Annotated in this window: 17 protein-coding genes; 11 read left to right on the forward strand and 6 right to left on the reverse strand. The window is 65.9% G+C overall.

The features are described from left to right. Positions 1–118: 118 nt before the first annotated feature. The 6 genes from BCUN_RS08330 to BCUN_RS08355 form a co-directional block, all read right to left on the reverse strand. The gene (locus tag BCUN_RS08330) at positions 119–310 is read right to left on the reverse strand and encodes a hypothetical protein (RefSeq protein WP_033516221.1); all 192 of its coding nucleotides are present in this window, start codon (positions 308–310) and stop codon (positions 119–121) included. 151 nt (positions 311–461) lie between these two features. Continuing rightward, entirely contained in the window at positions 462–1,283 is an 822-nt protein-coding gene (locus BCUN_RS08335) for a DUF4037 domain-containing protein (protein WP_033516222.1), read from the reverse strand. Positions 1,284–1,390: 107 nt separating this feature from the next. Continuing rightward, positions 1,391–2,002 carry an alpha/beta hydrolase gene (locus BCUN_RS08340; protein WP_033516223.1) on the reverse strand — a complete coding sequence of 204 codons (612 nt, stop codon included), beginning with the start codon at positions 2,000–2,002 and terminating at the stop codon, positions 1,391–1,393. A 13-nt stretch (positions 2,003–2,015) separates the two neighbouring features. Further along, positions 2,016–2,609, reverse strand: coding sequence for a uracil-DNA glycosylase family protein (locus BCUN_RS08345; protein ID WP_051920961.1), 594 nt, complete (start codon positions 2,607–2,609; stop codon positions 2,016–2,018). Between the two features lie 92 nt (positions 2,610–2,701). After that, entirely contained in the window at positions 2,702–3,418 is a 717-nt protein-coding gene (locus tag BCUN_RS08350) for an ABC transporter ATP-binding protein (RefSeq protein ID WP_081895637.1), read from the reverse strand. A gap of 27 nt (positions 3,419–3,445) precedes the next feature. Further along, entirely contained in the window at positions 3,446–5,110 is a 1,665-nt protein-coding gene (locus tag BCUN_RS08355; protein ID WP_033516224.1) for an ABC transporter permease, read from the reverse strand. Between the two features lie 216 nt (positions 5,111–5,326). Here BCUN_RS08355 and BCUN_RS08360 point away from each other — a divergent pair, with 216 nt between their 5' ends. From BCUN_RS08360 to BCUN_RS08410, 11 genes are all read left to right on the forward strand, one after another. Beyond that, positions 5,327–6,196 carry a TrmH family RNA methyltransferase gene (locus tag BCUN_RS08360; protein ID WP_033516244.1) on the forward strand — a complete coding sequence of 290 codons (870 nt, stop codon included), beginning with the start codon at positions 5,327–5,329 and terminating at the stop codon, positions 6,194–6,196. A 66-nt stretch (positions 6,197–6,262) separates the two neighbouring features. After that, entirely contained in the window at positions 6,263–7,330 is a 1,068-nt protein-coding gene (gene pheS / locus BCUN_RS08365) for a phenylalanine--tRNA ligase subunit alpha (protein ID WP_033516225.1), read from the forward strand. Between the two features lie 9 nt (positions 7,331–7,339). Next, on the forward strand, positions 7,340–9,946 hold the full coding sequence (gene pheT, locus BCUN_RS08370) for a phenylalanine--tRNA ligase subunit beta (protein ID WP_193345982.1): 2,607 nt from the start codon (positions 7,340–7,342) through the stop codon (positions 9,944–9,946). 24 nt (positions 9,947–9,970) lie between these two features. After that, positions 9,971–10,684, forward strand: coding sequence for a DUF4190 domain-containing protein (locus BCUN_RS11555; protein ID WP_152598099.1), 714 nt, complete (start codon positions 9,971–9,973; stop codon positions 10,682–10,684). Positions 10,685–10,773: 89 nt separating this feature from the next. After that, positions 10,774–11,868, forward strand: coding sequence for an N-acetyl-gamma-glutamyl-phosphate reductase (gene argC / locus BCUN_RS08380; protein WP_033516227.1), 1,095 nt, complete (start codon positions 10,774–10,776; stop codon positions 11,866–11,868). Next, positions 11,865–13,034 carry a bifunctional glutamate N-acetyltransferase/amino-acid acetyltransferase ArgJ gene (argJ, locus tag BCUN_RS08385; RefSeq protein WP_033516228.1) on the forward strand — a complete coding sequence of 390 codons (1,170 nt, stop codon included), beginning with the start codon at positions 11,865–11,867 and terminating at the stop codon, positions 13,032–13,034. Before argC ends, argJ begins: the two co-directional genes overlap by 4 nt. An 8-nt stretch (positions 13,035–13,042) precedes the next feature. Further along, positions 13,043–13,999, forward strand: a complete 957-nt coding sequence (gene argB / locus BCUN_RS08390) for an acetylglutamate kinase (protein WP_033516229.1) — start codon at positions 13,043–13,045, stop codon at positions 13,997–13,999. Then, positions 13,989–15,263 carry an acetylornithine transaminase gene (locus BCUN_RS08395; RefSeq protein WP_033516230.1) on the forward strand — a complete coding sequence of 425 codons (1,275 nt, stop codon included), beginning with the start codon at positions 13,989–13,991 and terminating at the stop codon, positions 15,261–15,263. Before argB ends, BCUN_RS08395 begins: the two co-directional genes overlap by 11 nt. A 55-nt stretch (positions 15,264–15,318) precedes the next feature. Beyond that, a complete protein-coding gene (gene argF, locus BCUN_RS08400) occupies positions 15,319–16,281 on the forward strand; it encodes an ornithine carbamoyltransferase (protein ID WP_033516231.1) in 963 nt (320 codons plus the stop codon). Further along, positions 16,281–16,799: an arginine repressor gene (locus tag BCUN_RS08405; RefSeq protein WP_033516232.1), complete on the forward strand. Its 519-nt coding sequence runs from the start codon at positions 16,281–16,283 to the stop codon at positions 16,797–16,799. Before argF ends, BCUN_RS08405 begins: the two co-directional genes overlap by 1 nt. Positions 16,800–16,925: 126 nt before the next feature. After that, complete coding sequence (locus BCUN_RS08410; RefSeq protein WP_033516233.1) at positions 16,926–18,164, forward strand: argininosuccinate synthase; 1,239 nt, start codon at positions 16,926–16,928, stop codon at positions 18,162–18,164. The last annotated feature ends 70 nt before the right edge of the window (positions 18,165–18,234 follow it).

The raw sequence follows: 18,234 nt of genomic DNA on the forward strand, positions 1-18,234 counted from the left end.
GGGGTAGGTTAAGGGAAATGCCCGGCAGTATGGCTACGGCATTCCGCCGTTTTGCGGGCCTCATACCGAGGGCAATTCCCTTAACCCACCCCTCATAAGGAATTCTTGGCCGTTGCCGTCATTCCCACGGGTGCCGGGAATCGTCACGATGCCTGGTCAGGCGGTCGATAGCCTCAATCTGCTCCTCGAAGAGCTCCTGGCGTTCCTGATAATCCTGGCACGTTCGTTCCGACGCATTGAGCCTCCGGTCGTCGTAGTCCCCGTGGTGCCGCCCCAATGCATATCCGGCGATGAATGCTCCCAGTGCCATGCAGCGCTCCTTTATGACGAGAGGCCTATTCCAAAGACTCCATTGTAGTTGTTGTCGTTGTGGCCGTGTGCTGCCGGCCTCCTAGAAATCTCTCGTTTTTCCGTGATATTTCTAGGAGGCCGGCAGCACACGGCCACAACGACAATCGGATTCATCCATTGTTTGTTGCAGGAATTGGCCCACTCTGGTCCATTTGCACCGCGCGTTCCATTTTCTGCACGATGGCGGCGATGTCGGCGTCCAGACGGTCGGGGCCGGTGAACATGTCCGCGAAGAGGCGATCGAGATTGGTCTTGAAATCGTCCGGCAGAAGTTCGCACTGTTCGAGGGCGATGGCCATCTGGCGCTTCTCGCCGGGATGGGTCATGCGGTTGAGTGCGAAGAGCACGTCGAAATAGGATTCCAGGAAGGCGGCCACGCGGTGGTTCACGCTCACCAGGTCGCCGCGGGACGCAGCCTTGTGAATCTGTGCGTCATAGGACGGCAGCACGCCGTGCATGAGCTTCATGTTGCGTTCGATGATGGCCTGGCGCAACGGTTCCGGATAGGGCACGTCGAAGCGTTCCTTGGCTGCTGCCAGCCGGCCGTCGCGGTCGTAGAGGACCGTGCAGGTGCGCAGGTTGTGCCACATGCAGGTCGTGTATCCGTTGGAAGGTTGCGCGTCCTCGACCACGCGCGCCAGGTCGGCGGTGAAGCCGTCGAGGTCGCGGTGCAACAGGTCCAGGTCGATGCCGTCCTTGAAGGTGCAGTTGTCCTCCGCCTCCCAGTAATGGTTGCCGATCTCCATGGCGTCGCAGTACTTGGCAAGCGTCGTGCGACGCTGCTCCAGCGGTACCGGTGCGGTGCAGTACAGGTAGACGTCATAGTCCGAGGCGGCATCGTTGCGGCCCGTGGCGCGCGAACCGCCCAAGGCGATGGCCTCGACCTGCGGCCAGTGCGAGAGTTCCCGGAACAGCTCCTGTGCCAAGTCCATGGTTTCTCCTTCATGCCTCCATATATGGATCATATGTTTTGCAAATATTATCATGGAGCATTCGGAATAAGAACGATTTTATCCGCTAGATGGGATTGCGTAGGTTGTCATGCGACGAGCAGGCGGCGCAGGTCGGTGATTTCACGGTCGCACACCGTGTGCCCCATGCCCGGGTACCGCAGGTAGGTCAGGCGCCCCGTGGCCTCGAGGATATGCTCGCACTCGCGCATGTCGCCAGCTGGAATGTGGCGCTCGTCGGTGCCGTAGCACAGTATGTAGCGGGCGCGTCCTGCCACGGCGGGGCCGTGTTCGTCATGGAAGGAAGGGGAAAGCATCACGGCCGTGTCGAACAGGTCGGGATGGTCCTGCGTCAGCCGGTAGCACAGGTAGGCGCCCTGCGAGAAACCCATGAGCGTGAGCTTGCGTCCCTCGAACAGCGGCGAGGCGACGAGCCGTACGAGGGCGTCGCCGACCTCCCGGCACGCCTCACGGCGTTGCGCGCCGTCATGGCTGTGCGCGTACCAGGTGCAGCCGCCTAGGTAGGGCCGTTCGTGGGGTGCCCGGAAGGACAGGTACGCGGGGTCGATGTTCGTACCTTGGTAGATGGCGTCCAGGATGCGTTCCATCTCGGTCTCGTCATTGCCATAGCCGTGGAACATGAGATAGGTGCGCGGGTCGCGTTCGTCGCGGTTGAGCCGCATGGTGGCATTGAGCTGCATGGGGATGCCTTACTTATAGATGGATGGTGCAGTCGGGATTCGGGGTCATTCCGTCCGGTCCGAGGCGTTCGGCACACATGGCGATGATCTGCCCGGGTGTCCTGGCCGCATAGGCGGGGCTCGTGGAGGGCAACGGTACGAGGCTCACGTGGATGCCGCGCCGTTCGAACTCGGGACGCTGGTACTTCTCGAAGACCTCGAACGATTTCCTGCCGGTGGTGCAGATGATGCCTATGTCGGAGCCCTCGACGATGCCGGCCAGATCGCTGGGCACGACGTTGCGGATGCTTGCGTCGCTGGCGCCGAGGATGTCGCACGATTCAATGGGGTCCCACAGGGCGATGCGGTGGTGCAGCGCGAAGGCGCGGCGGCTGTCCTTGGTCGTTCCCGTCACGTCCGCCGGATCGTCCGGGTCTGCATACAAGGCCTGGAGCATGGGCCAGAAGCGGTTGCGCGGATGCATGTAGAAGAAACCGGCCTGTCGGCTGCGGGGACTGGCCATGGTGCCCAGGAACAGGATGCGCGAGTCCGGTGCCCACAACGGTCCGAACCCGTGCTCGACATGCCGCCATTGCGGTTCGTGGATGGAGGTGCTTGGTCGACCCATGTCACATATCGTAGACCGCCATGCGCATCGGGATGCAACGCCTCGCGCACCGATGAATCTCCTGGGACCCGACCCGTCCATGGAAGAGAATGCTACCTCCTTGCCTTGAGCTCGAACACGGTATCCGACGCCTTCGCGATCTGCGGGCTGTGCGTCACGATGATCACGCACTTGTCCTGCTCGTGCGCCAGCTCCAGGAAGATCGCCATGATGTCCTCCTGGGTCGCCGGATCCAGGTTGCCGGTCGGCTCGTCCGCGATCACCACCTTCGGGTCGTCGCTCAACGCGCGGGCGATGGCCACGCGCTGCTGCTCGCCGCCCGACAGGTGCAGGATCCGCTCGTCGGCATAATGCCGCGGCAGATGTACCTGGTCGAGTAGCTCCAGCGCGATCTCCTTCTTGGGGCGGTCGAACCTCTTGCCCGACGCGTCCATCGTGAGCATGATGTTCTCCAGCACCGTCAGGCCCGGCAACAGGTTGAAGCTCTGGAAGATCACGCCGATGTCCCGGCTGCGGTAATCATAGCGGTCGAGCGTCGCCAGGTCTCGGCCCTCGAAGAGCACACGCCCGCCGGTCGGCACCGTCAGGCCGCTGATCAGCGACAGCAGCGTCGTCTTGCCCGCACCGGACGGCCCCATGATCGAGGTCACCCTGCCCGTGTCGAAGGAGTAGGACAGGTGGTCGATCACCAACGGACCGCCCTTCTTGTAGGCATAGCTCACGTCGCCGAGCCTCAGGATCGGTTCGCCGGCCTCCAGCGCAGCCGCGGGCTGTGCGGCCGGCGCCGCAGTGTTCTTCTTGTCAGTCATATAAGTTCCTTTGTCTCGTACACGTATTCAGGACCGGTCGGCCAGGATCCGCAACGGCTCGTACCTCATCACGAACACCGCCGCCACCAGGGCAGACAGCAGGGTCAGGACCACGCCGACCAACAGCATCCAGCCGATGGTCGCCCAGTTCACGGTCGCATTGAGCTGGTCGATCATGTTCTGCGCATGCTCGCCGAAGCCAGGGGTACCCTGCGGGGCATCGGACAGCTGCGGAGCGGCCTGCTGGACGTCCGTAGCCGACGACCCGCCGTCCGGACGCTGCATCTGCCGGCCGAACTGGCTCATCTGCTGGGACTGCTGCTCGACCTGCGAACTGAGCAGCGCATTCGACACGGGCACGCTGGTTGCCGCACCGACGCCGATGCCGACCGCCAGGCCGACCAGCGTGACCACCAGCAGCTCGACGGCGAACTGCGTCGCCACCTTCGCCTTCTTGACTCCGATGGCGGTGAGCACGCCGATCTCGTACTTGCGCTCACGGATGTTGAACACGGTCAGCACCATGAGCACCACGGCGCCCACGGCCAGCACCACGATGAGCATGGTGGTGGCGAACTTGGAGAGGTTGTCGATCGCGACCATGCTCTGCTCGTAGCGTTCGACGTCCTCGGAAGAGATGGTGTATTCGTGGCCGAGGCCGGCCTTGCGCACATCCTCGACGAAGCGGTCATACTCCTCCTTGCCGGCGAAGACATAGGTGAAGCTCAGCTGCGCGCTCTGCACGGTGCGGGTGTTGCCGCGCGAGTCGGTGATCTCCATGGTCTTGTCCGGCGTCAGGCCGAGCTTGGTCAGCGTCGCCTCGTTCGTGTAGATGGCGTTCGCGGGGTCGGAGGCGGTGGAGGCCATGGGGCCGCCCTGCGGCTGCGCCTCATCCGTGGCGTTCGAGTAGATGCCCACGACGGTGAAGGTGTAGTCGGTGTCGGTGTCGGCGGCGTTGGCCACCGTGATCTTGTCGCCCACCTCGATGCCGTTGGCCTGGGCGAGCGTGTCGGAGACGATCACCTCGTCGGCGTCGTCCTCGCCGTAGCCGAAGGCTTCGCCGGAGCTCATGGTGAAGGAGCCGTTGGGGGCGTTGAGGATGGCTTCGTCGCTGGAGAAGCCGACCAGGGAGAAGTCGCCGGTGGTCACCGTCATGCCGCCCTTGCCGCCGCGCATGTCACCCATGCCGCCACCCATGCCGCCGTCGGGGGCGGAGGGAGCGTCCTGCGTGTCGGTGGTGCCGGAGTCCGATGAATCCTCGGACGAGGAGGTGACGGTGCCGTTGGAGTCGACCGGCTCGATGCCGTCCTCGGCGGCGGCCAGCGAGGCGGTGACGGTGTAGTAGGAGGACCGTACGCCGTAGTCGGCCTTGGCGTATTCCTCGTAGTCGGCGAGGGTGAGCTGCTTGTCCGCCATCGACTGCTGCAGTGCGCTCATGTCCGGCTTCTCGCCGGATGTCGTGCCGTCGCTGCCGGAAGGCTGGGTGCTGCCCATGAGCGCGCGGCGGTCGAGGGAGATTTGCGCGGTGATCGTGGTGTTGTCCAGTGCGCTGGCGCGTGCCTGCTGTGCGGCCTGCACGATGGCGAGCGCTACGGTGGCGGCGGCGGTGATGATCGCGACGATGATGATCATCAGCGCGTTGCGTCCCTTGTTGCGCGTGACGTTGCACAGGGCGTTCCTGACTATGAACATGGTATCCTTCCTGCGGTTCGGGGCCATGGTTGATTGATGCGCTCGAAGCATAATGGCGTCAACGTGAGATAAGGCCATGGTTTGGCTGGGTGGTGCCGAATGATGTACTGGCAAGTGACTTGACGGTTGCTGGATGTTTGCCGAAAAACCGTGCGGATTGGCTGTGCATGCCGCATGGTGCGGACCTGTCGTGGCCCCGTGGGTACTGTGGCTGCCATGCCAATGGATGCACAAGTGATGACCAACGAGAAGGCGGAACGCGTCAGGCGCATCGCCGAGCTGCATGACCGCAAGCGCCGCCGGAAGGCCGGTCGTTTCCTCATCGAAGGGCCACAGGCCGTGCGCGAGGCGCTGACGTGGATGTCAGACGTAGTGCGCGACCTGTACGTGACGGTGGATGGCGAGGAACCCGACGCCGCCTTCCGCAACGCGGCCGCCGGACAGCTCGCAGGACTCGCGATGGGAGAGGGCATCTACGTGCACAAGGCCACGGAGAAGGTCATGGCGCATATGAGCCAGGATGCACAGGGCGTGCTGGCGGTGGGCGATCTTGCTGCGTGCCGGGAGGCACTGCAGACGGTGCCGGAAACTCCGAAGCCGTTCCTGGCCGCCTTCTGGCAGGTGCGTGACCCGGGCAATGCGGGCGCGGTCATCCGGTGTGCCGATGCCGCCGGCTGCGATGCGGTCGTCCTGGTGGGAGACTGCGTCGATCTCTTCAGCCCCAAGGTCATCCGGGCGACCACCGGTTCGCTGTTCCACCTGCCCGTGCTGGCTATGGACGAGGAGGGATTCCTGTCCTACTGTGCGGACCATGACGTCACGCTCGTCGCGGCCGACGTATACGGCCTGGAAGGCAAGGCGCCCGAGAGCCTGCCCGACCTGGTGCGCGACGGTGACGGCCTCGATGGCTCCATGGCGGTGCTCTTCGGCAACGAGGCGCGCGGGCTCGAACCCGGGATGCTCGAGCGCGCCGACCTCGTCTCCTCCATTCCCATCTACGGCAAGGCGGAATCGCTCAACCTCGCGACCAGTGCCGCGGTCATGCTCATGACCCTGGCCATGTCGAGTCGCAATGAAACAATGTGACGTCGGAAAACCATTGGAATCGTTCATGTTTTCAACGGTGTGACGACTGTGAGTGAAAGGTATCTCGTGGCAGAAGGCACACAATTCGATGCCGAGGCGGTGGCCGAGTCGGTCGCCGAGGGCATCGCCGCAATCGAGCAGGCCTCCAGCATGGAGGAACTCAAGGCCATCAAGACCAGGTACGCCGGCGCCCAGTCGGCCATGACCCTGGCGAGCAAGGCCATCGGGTCGCTGGACAAGGACAGCAAGAAGGAAGCCGGCAAGCTCATGGGCAAGCTGCGCGCCGACTTCGGTCGCGCCTACGGCACCAAGGAGGCCGAGGTCAAGGCCGCCGAGGAAGCCGCGGAACTGGCGGCCGAGACGGTCGACATGACGCTGCCCGTCGCCCGCAAGCCACTCGGTGCGCGCCATCCGCTGCCCAAGCTCATGGAAGACGTGCAGGACTTCTTCGTCGGCATGGGCTGGCAGATCTCCGACGGCCCCGAGGTGGAGACCGAATGGTTCGACTTCGATGCCCTGAACTTCGGCCCCGACCATCCGGCCCGCCAGATGCAGGACACCTTCTATGTCAAGGGCAACCAGGCCAAGGACGCCGCAGGCTTCGTCGGTTCCAACATGGTGCTGCGCACCCAGACGTCCTCCGACCAGGTGCGTGGCCTCATCGCGCACGGTGTGCCGCTGTACATCGCCTGCCCGGGCCGTGTCTTCCGTACCGACGAGCTTGACGCCACCCACACGCCCGTCTTCCACCAGGTCGAGGCGCTGGCGGTCGACAAGGGCCTGACCATGGCGGACCTCAAGGGCGTGCTCGACAAGCTGGCCGTGGCCATGTTCGGCCCCGAGGCCAAGAGCCGCCTGCGCCCGAGCTACTTCCCCTTCACCGAGCCGAGCGCCGAGCTCGACCTGTGGTTCCCTGACAAGAAGGGCGGTCCGGGCTGGATCGAATGGGGCGGCTGCGGCATGGTCAACCCGAACGTACTGCGTTCCGCCGGCATCGAGCCGGACGTCTACACCGGCTTCGCCTTCGGCGTGGGTGTGGAGCGTACCCTGCTGCTGCGCCATGACATCAACGACATGCACGACCTGGTCGAGGGCGACGTGCGATTCAGCGAACAATTCGTGATGGGGGAGTGACCCGAGAACATGCCTATGGTAGATATTGATTGGCTCCGCGACCATGTGGACGTGCCGGAGGGCCTGACCTACGAGCAGCTGGCCAAGGACCTCGTGCGCGTCGGCCTCGAGGAGGAGGAGATCCACCAGTCCCAGGTGACCGGTCCCATCGTGGTCGGCTACGTGGTGGACGCCACCCCCGAGCCGCAGAAGAACGGCAAGGTCATCAACTGGTGCCACGTCGACGTCGGCGACGAATACAACGACGTGGACGGGGACGGCAACAAGGTGCCGCGCGGCATCGTCTGCGGCGCCCCGAACATGCGCGCCGGCGAGAAGGTCGTCGTCACCCTGCCCGGTGCCGTCCTGCCCGGCGACTTCAGGATCGAGCCGCGCAAGACCTACGGGCACGTCTCCGACGGCATGTGCGCATCGGAACGCGAACTGGGACTGGGCGACAGCCACGACGGCATCATCCTGCTGGGGGACTACGGCTTCACCCCCGAGCAGGTGGAGGCCCTCAAGCCCGGCGACGACGTGATGCACCTGCTGCACCTCGACCAGCCGATCCTGGAGATCAACGTGACGCCCGACCGCGGCTACGCCTTCTCCTACCGCGGCATCGCCCGCGAATTCCACAACTCCACCGGCGCCGAGTTCACCGACCCGGTGACCGACCTCGAGTCCCGCGCGCCGCACATCGAGGACCAGGAAGCCGGCAAGGGCGACATCGAGGTGATCGTCCAGGACGACAACCCGATCCGCGGCGTGGCGGGCTGCGACCGTTACTACGCGCGTGCCCTGCATGGCTACCGCCCGGGAAGCCCGACGCCCAACTGGATGCGCCGCCGCCTCACACGCGCCGGCATGCGTTCGCTGTCGCTGCCCGTGGACGTGACCAACTACGTGATGATGGACATCGGACAGCCGATGCACGCCTACGACCTCGACAAGATCGAGGGACCCATCGTGGTGCGCCGTGCCCGCCAGGGCGAGACGCTCGTCACGCTCGACGGCAAGGAGCATGACCTCGACCCGGAGGACCTGCTCATCACCGACTCGCCCAATGGCGAGCAGGGGTCGCGCATCCTCGGCATCGCCGGCGTCATGGGCGGCCAGTACGGCGAAGTGACCGACGAGACCACGAACATCCTGCTCGAGGCCGCGCACTTCGACCAGGTGAGCATCGCACGTTCCTCGCGCCGCCACAAGATCCCCTCGGAAGCGGCACGACGCTTCGAACGCGGCGTCGACGACCAGATCCAGCCCGCGGCAGCCCAGCAGGCCGTCGACCTGCTCGTGGAGTACGGCAACGCCACCGCATCCGACACCCCGCGCGACGTGGACGACACGCAGCGGCGCAAGCACATCGTGTTCAAGGCCAGCGAAGTGGAACGCGTGGCCGGCCTGGAGCTCGACCTCAACGAGATCAGCGCCATCCTCACCGACATCGGCTGCGCCCTGGGCGGCGGCGGCAACGGCGAGCTGACCGTGGTGCCGCCAAGCTGGCGCCCCGACCTGACCGAACCGTGCGACCTGGTCGAGGAAGTCGCCAGGATCTATGGCTACGACCGCATTCCCACGCGGGTGCCCAATGCCCCCGTGACCGGTCATGTGGGCCTGACCGCCGACCAGCTGCACCAGCGCCAAGTGGCGGACGAGCTTGCCCAGTACGGCATGGTGGAAACACTGAGCTACCCCTTCGTGGGACCTGCCGACTACAAGGCCTTCTCCATCGACGCACAGCAGGTGGAACCCGTCAGCGTGGAGATCGTCAACCCGCTGGCCGCCGACCGTCCGTTCCTGCGCCGTGAGATCCTGCTCACCCTGGCACAGACCCTGCTGCGCAACGTGCACCGCGGCTTGGAGAATGTCTCCGTCTACGAGCTGGGCCATGTCTACCTGGCCGATCCCGACGCGCCGGCGATCCCGGCCCTGCCCGGCGGCGTGCTGCCGAGTGACGAGCAGCTGGCCGCCCTGGACGCCGGCCTGCCCGAGCAGCCGCTGCACGTTGCCGGCATGTTCACCGGCCTGGTCGAGGACAACGGCTGGTTGGGCGACAAGCGCCCCGCGGACTGGACCGATGCGGTCGAGGCAGTGCGCCGCATCGGCGCATGCCTGGGCGCGGACCTCACCCTCGAGCAGCCCGACGCACAGGCAGTGCCCGCGCAATGGCATCCGGGGCGCATGGCCCATGTGATGGCCGGCGAGGTGCCGGTCGGCATGGTCGGCGAACTCCACCCCCATGTGGACGACGCCCTCGGGCTGCCCCACCACACCGCTGCCTTCGAACTGGACCTGACCACCCTGTTCTCCACGCTGAGCAACAAGCCGGTGCGGGCCAAGCCGATCTCCACCTTCCCGCTGGTTAGGCAGGACCTCGCGTTCACGCTGCCGCAGGACGTCACCGCCGCGCAGCTCAAGGCAGCCATCGAGGAAGGCGCCGGCGACGTGCTCGAATCCATCGAGCTGTTCGACGTATACACAGGCGACCAGGTGGGCGAGGGCATGAAGTCCCTGGCCTACGCCGTCACCTTCCGTGCCCCCGACCGTACGCTCACGGCGCAGGACAACGAGGCGACCAGGGCGCGTATCGTGGAACGTACCGCACTCCTGGGTGCGCAACTGCGCGCCTAGGGCCGATCCGAGCGCAAAGGAACCATGATGAACGAACCGGACGAGACCCAGCCCACCCAGGCCGACGAAGGGAACCGTCCGGTCGTTCCATCGAAGGCGTCGTCCGTCCACGACACCCCGGTGGCCCGGCAGCAACCGGAGTTCGGCCAGTATGCCAAGCGCCCGTACGGCGCCATGGACTCCCAGTTCCCGGACGACTACGACCCCTATCTCTTCGGACGCCCCGATCCCGCGCCCGAGACGCCGACCGCACAGGCTCCCGCCCAAGGTGCCGCGCAGCCTTCTCCCCGGCAGCCTGATGGCAACGGGCAGCAGTGGCAGTCGGGCATGCCGCAGATGCCGTACCGCATCGAGCCCATCGATCCCGACGACCCGCAGCGCAATCCTTTCTATGGTCGTTGGGATGGCTGGGCAGTCATCTCATTCCTGATGGCCCTGTTCATCCCATGCCCGATCCTGCCGGCCGTCCTCGGCGCCATCAGCATGCGCCGCACCAAGGTGCTCCACATGAAAGGCCGCGGACTGGCGATTGCCGCCGTGGCCATCAACGTCCTGTATTCCCTGGTGGTGTTCTACTGCATGGCCAAGGGCATCACCATGGACCAACTGCTCGGGCAGATGGCCCAGTGGGCCGGCTTGCCCGATCCCTCCGCCTCACCCTCGTCCTCACCCAGCACTTCCACGCCCGGCACCACGCCGACGCCTTCCGCCAGCGGCGATGGCGCCCTGAGCGCGTGACGGTTTTCCCGGACGCCATTATGCATAGTTATGCAATGTACTGCATAATGTGTATGCTTGTGGCAACACCTGATTGACCGGGAGCCAACATGAACACATACAGCGTCGCCATTGCGGGAGCCACCGGCTATGCCGGCGGCGAAGCCATGCGCATCCTCGCCACCCATCCGAACTTCCGGGTGACCTGCGTCACCGGGCATTCCACCGTCGGCCAGCGGCTCGGGGAACTCCAGCCGCACATCACGCCCTTGGCGGACCTGGTCGTGCAGGACACCACGCCGGAGAACCTCAACGGCCACGACGTCGTCATCCTCGCGTTGCCCCATGGCGCCTCCGGTGCCCTGGCGGAGCAGCTCGACCCGGACGTGACGGTCGTCGACCTCGGCGCCGACCATCGCCTCGAGGAACGGCGGGCCTGGGACGACTACTACGGCGGCGACTTCCACGAACACTGGACCTACGGCATGCCCGAGCTCATCGTCGGACGGAATGCCGACGGTGGCTATGTGCGGCAGCGCGGACGTCTCGCCGGCGCCACGCGCATCGCAGGGCCGGGCTGCAACGTGACGGCAGTCACCTTGGCTACGCAGCCGGCCGTCGCGCAGGGCATCGTCGATCCCAAGAGCATCGTCGCCACCTTGGCCGTGGGATACTCGGGAGCCGGCAAAAGCCTCAAGCGCACCGACCTCCTGGCCTCGGAGGCATTCAACTCCGCCGTGCCCTACTCGGTCGGCGGCACCCACCGCCACATTCCCGAGATCCTGCAGAACCTGGCGCACGCAGCCGGCCTGGAGGCGGCCGACGCAGACCGCCTCTCCCTGGCCTTCACCCCCGTGCTGGTACCGATGTCGCGCGGCATCATGGCCTGCGTCACCGCCACCTTGGACAACGGGGCGCTGGACATGTCCGACGACGAGATCCACGCCATCTGGGAGCGGGCCTACGCAGGGCAGGGATTCATCACCGTCCTGCCGCAGGGCACCATGCCGGCCACCCAGAACGTACTCGGCTCCAATGCCGCGCACCTGCAGGTGGCCGTCGACCGCCGCAGCCGCACCCTGCACGCCTTCGCCGCCATCGACAACCTCAACAGGGGCACGGCTGGCCAGGCAGTGCAGTCATTGAACCTCGCCTTCGGACTGAACGAGGAAACCGGATTGAACAAGATCGGAGTGGCACCATGAGCGTAACCTTCCCCAAGGGATTCCAGGCAGCCGGCGTCGATACCGGCATCAGCGCGGCCGACAAGCCGGACGTCGCGCTCGTCGTCAACCAAGGACCGCAGTTCGCGGCCGCCGGCGTGTTCACTACGAACCGGTTCTGCGCCGCCCCCGTGCAGTGGAGCCGCAAGGCCGTGGCGGACGGCGACATCCACGCCGTCATCCTCAACTCCGGGGGCGCCAACGCCTGCACCGGCGAGGAAGGCTACGCCCAGTCCGAGCGGACCGCCGACTTCGTCGCCTCGCTGCTCAAGGTCGCCCCGGATCAGGTGGCCGTCTGCTCCACCGGCCTGATCGGCGAGCTCCTGCCACTGGACAAGGTCCTCGACGGGGCCCGTGAGGCTTACGGACGGCTCGCGGATTCCGCCGAAGCCGGCGCGGACGCAGCCCATGCCATCATGACCACCGACACCAAGCCGAAGGTCGCCACCCGCTTGGGTTCGAACGGCTTCCGCGTCGGGGCCATGGTCAAGGGATCGGGCATGATCGCCCCACAGCTGGCCACCATGCTCTGCGTCATCACCACCGACGCCGTGGTGAGCCCCGGACAGCTGCAGGCTGCCCTGGGCGCCGCCGCCGACACCTCCTTCAACCGCATCGACGTGGACGGATGCATGTCCACCAACGATACGGTGCTCCTCCTGGCCTCGGGTGCCTCCGGCCTGGAGCCCGACCCGGACGAGTTCAATGCGCTCATCGCCGACATCTGCGCCGACCTGGCCGGCCAGATCATCGGTGACGGCGAGGGCATGAGCCATACCATCGCCATCACGGTCAAGGGCGCCACCAGCGAGGATGCGGCGCTGGCCTGCGGCCGCGCCGTCGCCGCTTCCAACCTGCTCAAGTGCGCCATCAGCGGAAACGACCCGAACTGGGGGCGCATCGTCAGCTCCCTGGGAACCGTGCCGGAGGACGTAGCCCCCTACGACCCCGACCGGGTGTGCGTGGACGTCAACGGCGTGCGCATCTGCGACGGCGGCAAACCGGGCCGCGACCGCAGCGAGGTGGACATGACGCCCGTCGACATCCACATCGACATCGACCTCAACGCGGGTGACCGTGAAGCGACCGTCTGGACGGACGACCTGACCCACGAATACGTACACATCAACGCCGACTACGAAAGCTGAGTGAACCAATGACTGCCGAACTGCGCGGACCCGGGTACCATCTGGACGTGCATACCGACCTGCGCCCCGACCAGAAATCCGAGGTCCTCATCGAGGCTCTGCCCTGGCTCGAGGAGTTCTACGGCAAGACCATCGTCATCAAGTACGGCGGCAATGCCATGGTCGACGACCACCTCAAGGAATGCTTCGCCGAGGACATGGTCTTCCTGCGCCAGGTGGGGCTGCATCCCGTGGTCGTGCACGGCGGCGGCCCCCAGATTTCCCACATGCTCTCCGCGCTCGGCATCCACTCCGAATTCAGGGGCGGCCTGCGCGTTACCACGCCCGAGGCCATGGACGTGGTACGCATGGTACTCACCGGCAAGGTCTCTCGTGAACTGGTCGGACTCATCAATGCGCACGGCCCCTATGCCGTCGGCCTGTCCGGGGAGGACGCCGCGTTGTTCTCCGCCGCACAGCGCATGCCGGTCATCGACGGCAAGGCCACCGACATCGGCCTGGTCGGCGACGTCACCGCCGTGGACGCATCCGCGGTCGTCGACCTCATCCACGCCGGCCGCATCCCGGTCGTCTCCTCGGTCGCCCCCAACGAGGACGACGCCACCGAAGTGCTCAACGTGAACGCCGACTCCGCCGCGGCCGCCCTGGCCACCGCCCTGGGGGCGCATAAGCTCGTCATCCTCACGGATGTCGACGGACTGTACGCCGACTGGCCCGACCGCAACTCCCTGGTCGGGCGCATCGGCAGCGACGACCTGCGCGACATGCTGCCGGAACTCGAATCCGGCATGCGCCCGAAGATGGAGGCATGCATCCGCGCCATCGAAGGAGGTGTGCAGCAGGCCCACATCATCGACGGCCGCAAGCCGCATTCCATCCTGAACGAGATCTTCACCAGCGCCGGCATCGGCACGATGGTGGAACCGGGCGAAGGCCTGGAGATGAGGAGTTCCTATGCACACTGAACAGCAAGAACGGCACGCGCTGACCCAAGACGAACAGTGGCTGGATGCCTATGACGACGTGCACATGCACGTCTTCGGCAAGCCCCTGCGCGTCCTCGACCACGGCGAAGGCACCCATGTGTGGGACGTCGACGGCAACGAGTACCTCGACTTCCTGGCCGGCATCGCCGTCAACGCACTCGGCTATGCCCATCCGGCCTGGGTCAAGGCGGTCGCCGACCAGGCCGCCAAGGCGGCCCATGTGAGCAACTACTTCGCCACCGTGCCGCAGATCGAGCTCGCCGAACGGCTCATCAGGCTGGCCGGCGCCCCCGAGGGCTCGCACGTGTACTTCGGCAACTCCGGCGCCGAGGCCAACGAGGCGGCCCTCAAGATGGCCAAGCTGTACGGACGTCTCCTGCAGGACCGTCAGGCCGATGACCGGCCCTACCGCATCCTGGCGCTGACCCACGGCTTCCACGGGCGCACCATGGGTGCGCTCTCCGCCACCTGGAAGCCCGTGATCCGCGAGCCCTTCGAGCCGCTGGTGCCGAACTTCGAGTTCGTCGAGGCCAACGATGCCGAGGCCATGGCGGACGCCTTCGGCGACGAGGCCAAGGGGCCGGTCGCCGCCGTCATCATGGAGCTCATCCAGGGCGAGGCCGGCGTACGGCCGCTCGATGCGGACTTCGTGCGCACGGTGCGCGAGCTGTGCGACACGCACGAGGCGCTGCTCATCGTCGACGAGGTGCAGACCGGCATCGGCCGCACCGGCGCATGGTTCGCCTTCCAGCGCGAGGACCTGGGCGGCATCGTCCCGAACATCGTGACCTTCGCCAAGGGAGTGGCCGGCGGCTTCCCCATGGGCGGCATGATCTCCTTCGGGCAGGAGCTCTCCGACCTGTTCTCGCCTGGACGCCACGGCTCCACCTTCGCAGGCAACCCCATGGGTGCCGCGGCAGCCCTGGCCACCCTCGACACCATCGAACGGGAAGGACTGGTGTCCGCGGCCGAGACCCGCGGTGCCTATCTGCGCCAAGGAATCATGGCACTCGACAACACGCTGTTCCGGGCCGTGCGCGGCAGGGGTCTGCTGGACGCCATCGAACTGGCGCATCCCTGCGCCCATGCCGCCATGGCCTGGGCGCTTGACCACGGCCTGATCGTCAACGCCTGCGACCCCTCCACCCTGCGCCTGGCGCCCCCGCTCGTCGTCAGTCCCCAGGACATCGACGACGCCCTGATCATCCTCGGACAGATGCCCTCCGACCTGCCCGACGACTGATAGACTCCAAGCATCGATCCACCACCCGACCGACACGAAGAAGAGGAGAACCACCATGGGACAGCTGCGCCACATGCTGCGCGATGACGACGTCAACCACGAGGAGCAGAAGCAGATCCTCGAACTGGGCATGAAGTTCCGCGAGGACCGCTTCCACCACCAGCCCTTCGCCGGCCCGCAGGGCGTGGCCGTGCTCTTCGACAAGCCCAGCACCCGCACCCGCTCGAGCTTCTCGGTCGGCGTGGCCGAGCTGGGCGGCTACCCGTTGGTCATCGACAAGTCCGGCTCCCAGCTGGGACGCGGCGAGCCGGTCGCCGACACCACCCGCGTGCTCACCCGCATGACCTCCGCCCTGGTGTGGCGTACCTTCGAGCAGTCACGCGTCGAGGAGATGGCCGAATACGCCACCGTCCCGGTGGTCAACGCCCTCACGGACGACTTCCATCCCTGCCAGGTGCTCGCCGACTTCCTCACCCTCGCCCAGTTCAAGGGCGGCGTCGACGCGCTCGAAGGCATGCACATCGCCTACCTGGGCGATGCCGCCAACAACATGGCGAACTCCTACCTGCTGGCCGGCGCGGTCGCCGGCATGCACGTCGCGGTGGCCGGTCCCAACGGCTTCCTGCCGGATGATGACATCGTGCGCGATGCCGAACGCATCGCAGCGACCACCGGCGGTTCCATCACCGTGACCACCGATCCGTTGGTTGCCGTGGCCGGTGCCGACTGCGTCTTCACCGACACATGGGTCTCCATGGGGGAGGAAGCTGAATACGAGGTGCGTTCCAAGCCCTTCTGGCCCTATCAGGTCAACCGGGATCTCATGGATCTCGCCAAGCCGGACGCGCTCTTCCAGCACTGCCTGCCCGCCTATCGTGGCAAGGAGGTCACCGCCGACGTGATCGACGGCCCGCAATCCGTGGTCTGGGACGAGGCGGAGAACCGCCTGCACGCCCAGAAGGCGCTGCTGACCTGGCTGGTCGGCAAGCAGCGCGGCGACGAAAGCCTGCTGTCCTGATGTGCGATTCGAACGGCGCGCTGCACCGACCCACCAGCAGGAACGCACGCCTGCACGCCATCGAGGAGGCATTGGCCGACCATGTGGTGACCTCGCAGTCCCAGCTCTCGCAGATCCTTGCGGACCAGGGCATCGAGGTCACCCAGGCCACGCTGAGCCGTGACCTGGACGAGATGAACGCCGTCAAGACGCGTCTGGTCGACGGCACGGTCGCCTATACCCTCGAGGTGCACGCCCCGGCCGACGAGGCGGCCCAGTTCTCGTTGGAGCGTGCCCAGGCGCAGATGGCCAAGGTGCTGCCCGGCCTGGTCACCTCGGTGGCCCATGCCCGCAATCTCATCGTGGTGCACACCTCGTCGGGTGCCGCGCAGTATGTGGCCAGCGTCGTCGACAAGCATGCCGTGGACGGGATCCTGGGCACCATCGCCGGCGACGACACCGTCATGGTGATCTGCACAGACGACGCGCTCGCCCAGACGCGCGCCGATTGGCTGCTGTCCATCGCCTCCTCCCAGTGAGGGACGACACGCCCGGCAATGCCGGACCGGTTCGCATCGTGGACTTCTCGTTCCATAATGTATATTTATACAGTCTTATGTATATACTTGCATCCAGCAATCGCACCCACGTGAGAAAGGCATGACATGAGCGACAAGAACCGCATCGTGCTGGCGTACTCCGGAGGCCTCGACACCTCCGTCGCCATCCCGTACCTCAAGGACCGCACCGGCAAGGACGTCGTGGCCGTGTCCCTCGACGTCGGCCAGGGCGGCGAATCCCTGGAGACCATCAAGGAGCGTGCGCTGGCCTGCGGTGCCGTCGAGGCCTACGTCGTCGACGCACGCGACGAGTTCGCCAACGAATACTGCATGCAGGCGCTCAAGGCCAACGCCATGTACGAGGGCGTCTACCCGCTCGTCTCCGCCATCTCGCGCCCGCTGATCACCAAGCACCTGGTGCGCGCCGCCCACCAGTTCGGTGCTGACACCATCGCGCACGGCTGCACCGGCAAGGGCAACGACCAGGTGCGCTTCGAGGTGTCCATCCAGTCCATCGACCCCGAGCTCAAGGCCATCAGCCCGATCCGTGACCTCTCGCTGACCCGCGACGTCGAGATCGCCTACGCCAACGAGCATGAGCTGCCGATCGTGCAGACCGAGAAGAGCCCCTTCTCCATCGACCAGAACGTGTGGGGCCGCGCCATCGAGACGGGCTTCCTCGAGGATCCCTGGAACGCTCCTACCAAGGACTGCTACTCCTACACCGACGATCCGGACTTCCCGCCCGTCGAGGACGAGGTCGTCATCGAATTCCGCCAGGGTGTGCCGGTGAAGATCGACGGCCGCGACGTCACCCCGCTGCAGGCCATCGAGGAGATGAACCGCCGCGCCGGGGCCCAGGGCATCGGCCGTGTCGACCTCATCGAGGACCGTCTCGTGGGCATCAAGTCGCGTGAGCTGTACGAGGCGCCGGGCGCCATCGCGCTCATCCGCGCCCACGAGGAGCTCGAGAACATGTGCCTCGAGCGCGAGCAGCACCGCATCAAGCGCGACATCGACAAGCGCTGGGCCGAGCTCGTCTACGACGCGCAGTGGTTCTCCCCGGCGGTCAAGTCCCTCAACGCCTTCATCAACGACACGCAGCAGTACGTCAACGGCGAGATCCGCATGGTGCTGCACGGCGGACGCGCCGTCGTCGTGGGACGCCGCTCCGACAGCTCGCTGTACGACTACAACCTGGCCACCTACGACTCAGGCGACACCTTCGACCAGAACGCCTCCAACGGCTTCATCGAGATTTACGGCCTGCCGACGAAGGTCGCCGCGGCCCGCGACGTCAAGTTCGGCAACGGCATCGAAGTGCCGGATAACGAAGTCGAATGACGCCGCCATGCAAGGCGGGGACGCCGGTCGCGCACGCGACGGCGTCCCCGCCTTGTATGCTCCATGAGTA

The organism is Bifidobacterium cuniculi (assembly GCF_000741575.1).
GTDB classification, from domain to species: Bacteria; Actinomycetota; Actinomycetes; order Actinomycetales; family Bifidobacteriaceae; genus Bifidobacterium; species Bifidobacterium cuniculi.

Bases quoted from the DNA above. Each gene is read 5' to 3' on its own strand.
- BCUN_RS08355 (WP_033516224.1), bottom strand. From the start codon at position 5,110: ATGTTCATAGTCAGGAACGCCCTGTGCAACGTCACGCGCAACAAGGGA.
- BCUN_RS08405 (WP_033516232.1), top strand. From the start codon at position 16,281: ATGTGCGATTCGAACGGCGCGCTGCACCGACCCACCAGCAGGAACGCA.
- BCUN_RS08350 (WP_081895637.1), bottom strand. From the start codon at position 3,418: ATGACTGACAAGAAGAACACTGCGGCGCCGGCCGCACAGCCCGCGGCT.
- BCUN_RS11555 (WP_152598099.1), top strand. From the start codon at position 9,971: ATGATGAACGAACCGGACGAGACCCAGCCCACCCAGGCCGACGAAGGG.
- BCUN_RS08410 (WP_033516233.1), top strand. From the start codon at position 16,926: ATGAGCGACAAGAACCGCATCGTGCTGGCGTACTCCGGAGGCCTCGAC.
- BCUN_RS08330 (WP_033516221.1), bottom strand. From the start codon at position 310: ATGGCACTGGGAGCATTCATCGCCGGATATGCATTGGGGCGGCACCAC.
- argB (WP_033516229.1), top strand. From the start codon at position 13,043: ATGACTGCCGAACTGCGCGGACCCGGGTACCATCTGGACGTGCATACC.
- BCUN_RS08345 (WP_051920961.1), bottom strand. From the start codon at position 2,609: ATGGGTCGACCAAGCACCTCCATCCACGAACCGCAATGGCGGCATGTC.
- BCUN_RS08340 (WP_033516223.1), bottom strand. From the start codon at position 2,002: ATGCAGCTCAATGCCACCATGCGGCTCAACCGCGACGAACGCGACCCG.
- BCUN_RS08360 (WP_033516244.1), top strand. From the start codon at position 5,327: ATGCCAATGGATGCACAAGTGATGACCAACGAGAAGGCGGAACGCGTC.
- argF (WP_033516231.1), top strand. From the start codon at position 15,319: ATGGGACAGCTGCGCCACATGCTGCGCGATGACGACGTCAACCACGAG.
- argC (WP_033516227.1), top strand. From the start codon at position 10,774: ATGAACACATACAGCGTCGCCATTGCGGGAGCCACCGGCTATGCCGGC.
- argJ (WP_033516228.1), top strand. From the start codon at position 11,865: ATGAGCGTAACCTTCCCCAAGGGATTCCAGGCAGCCGGCGTCGATACC.
- BCUN_RS08395 (WP_033516230.1), top strand. From the start codon at position 13,989: ATGCACACTGAACAGCAAGAACGGCACGCGCTGACCCAAGACGAACAG.
- BCUN_RS08335 (WP_033516222.1), bottom strand. From the start codon at position 1,283: ATGGACTTGGCACAGGAGCTGTTCCGGGAACTCTCGCACTGGCCGCAG.
- pheT (WP_193345982.1), top strand. From the start codon at position 7,340: ATGCCTATGGTAGATATTGATTGGCTCCGCGACCATGTGGACGTGCCG.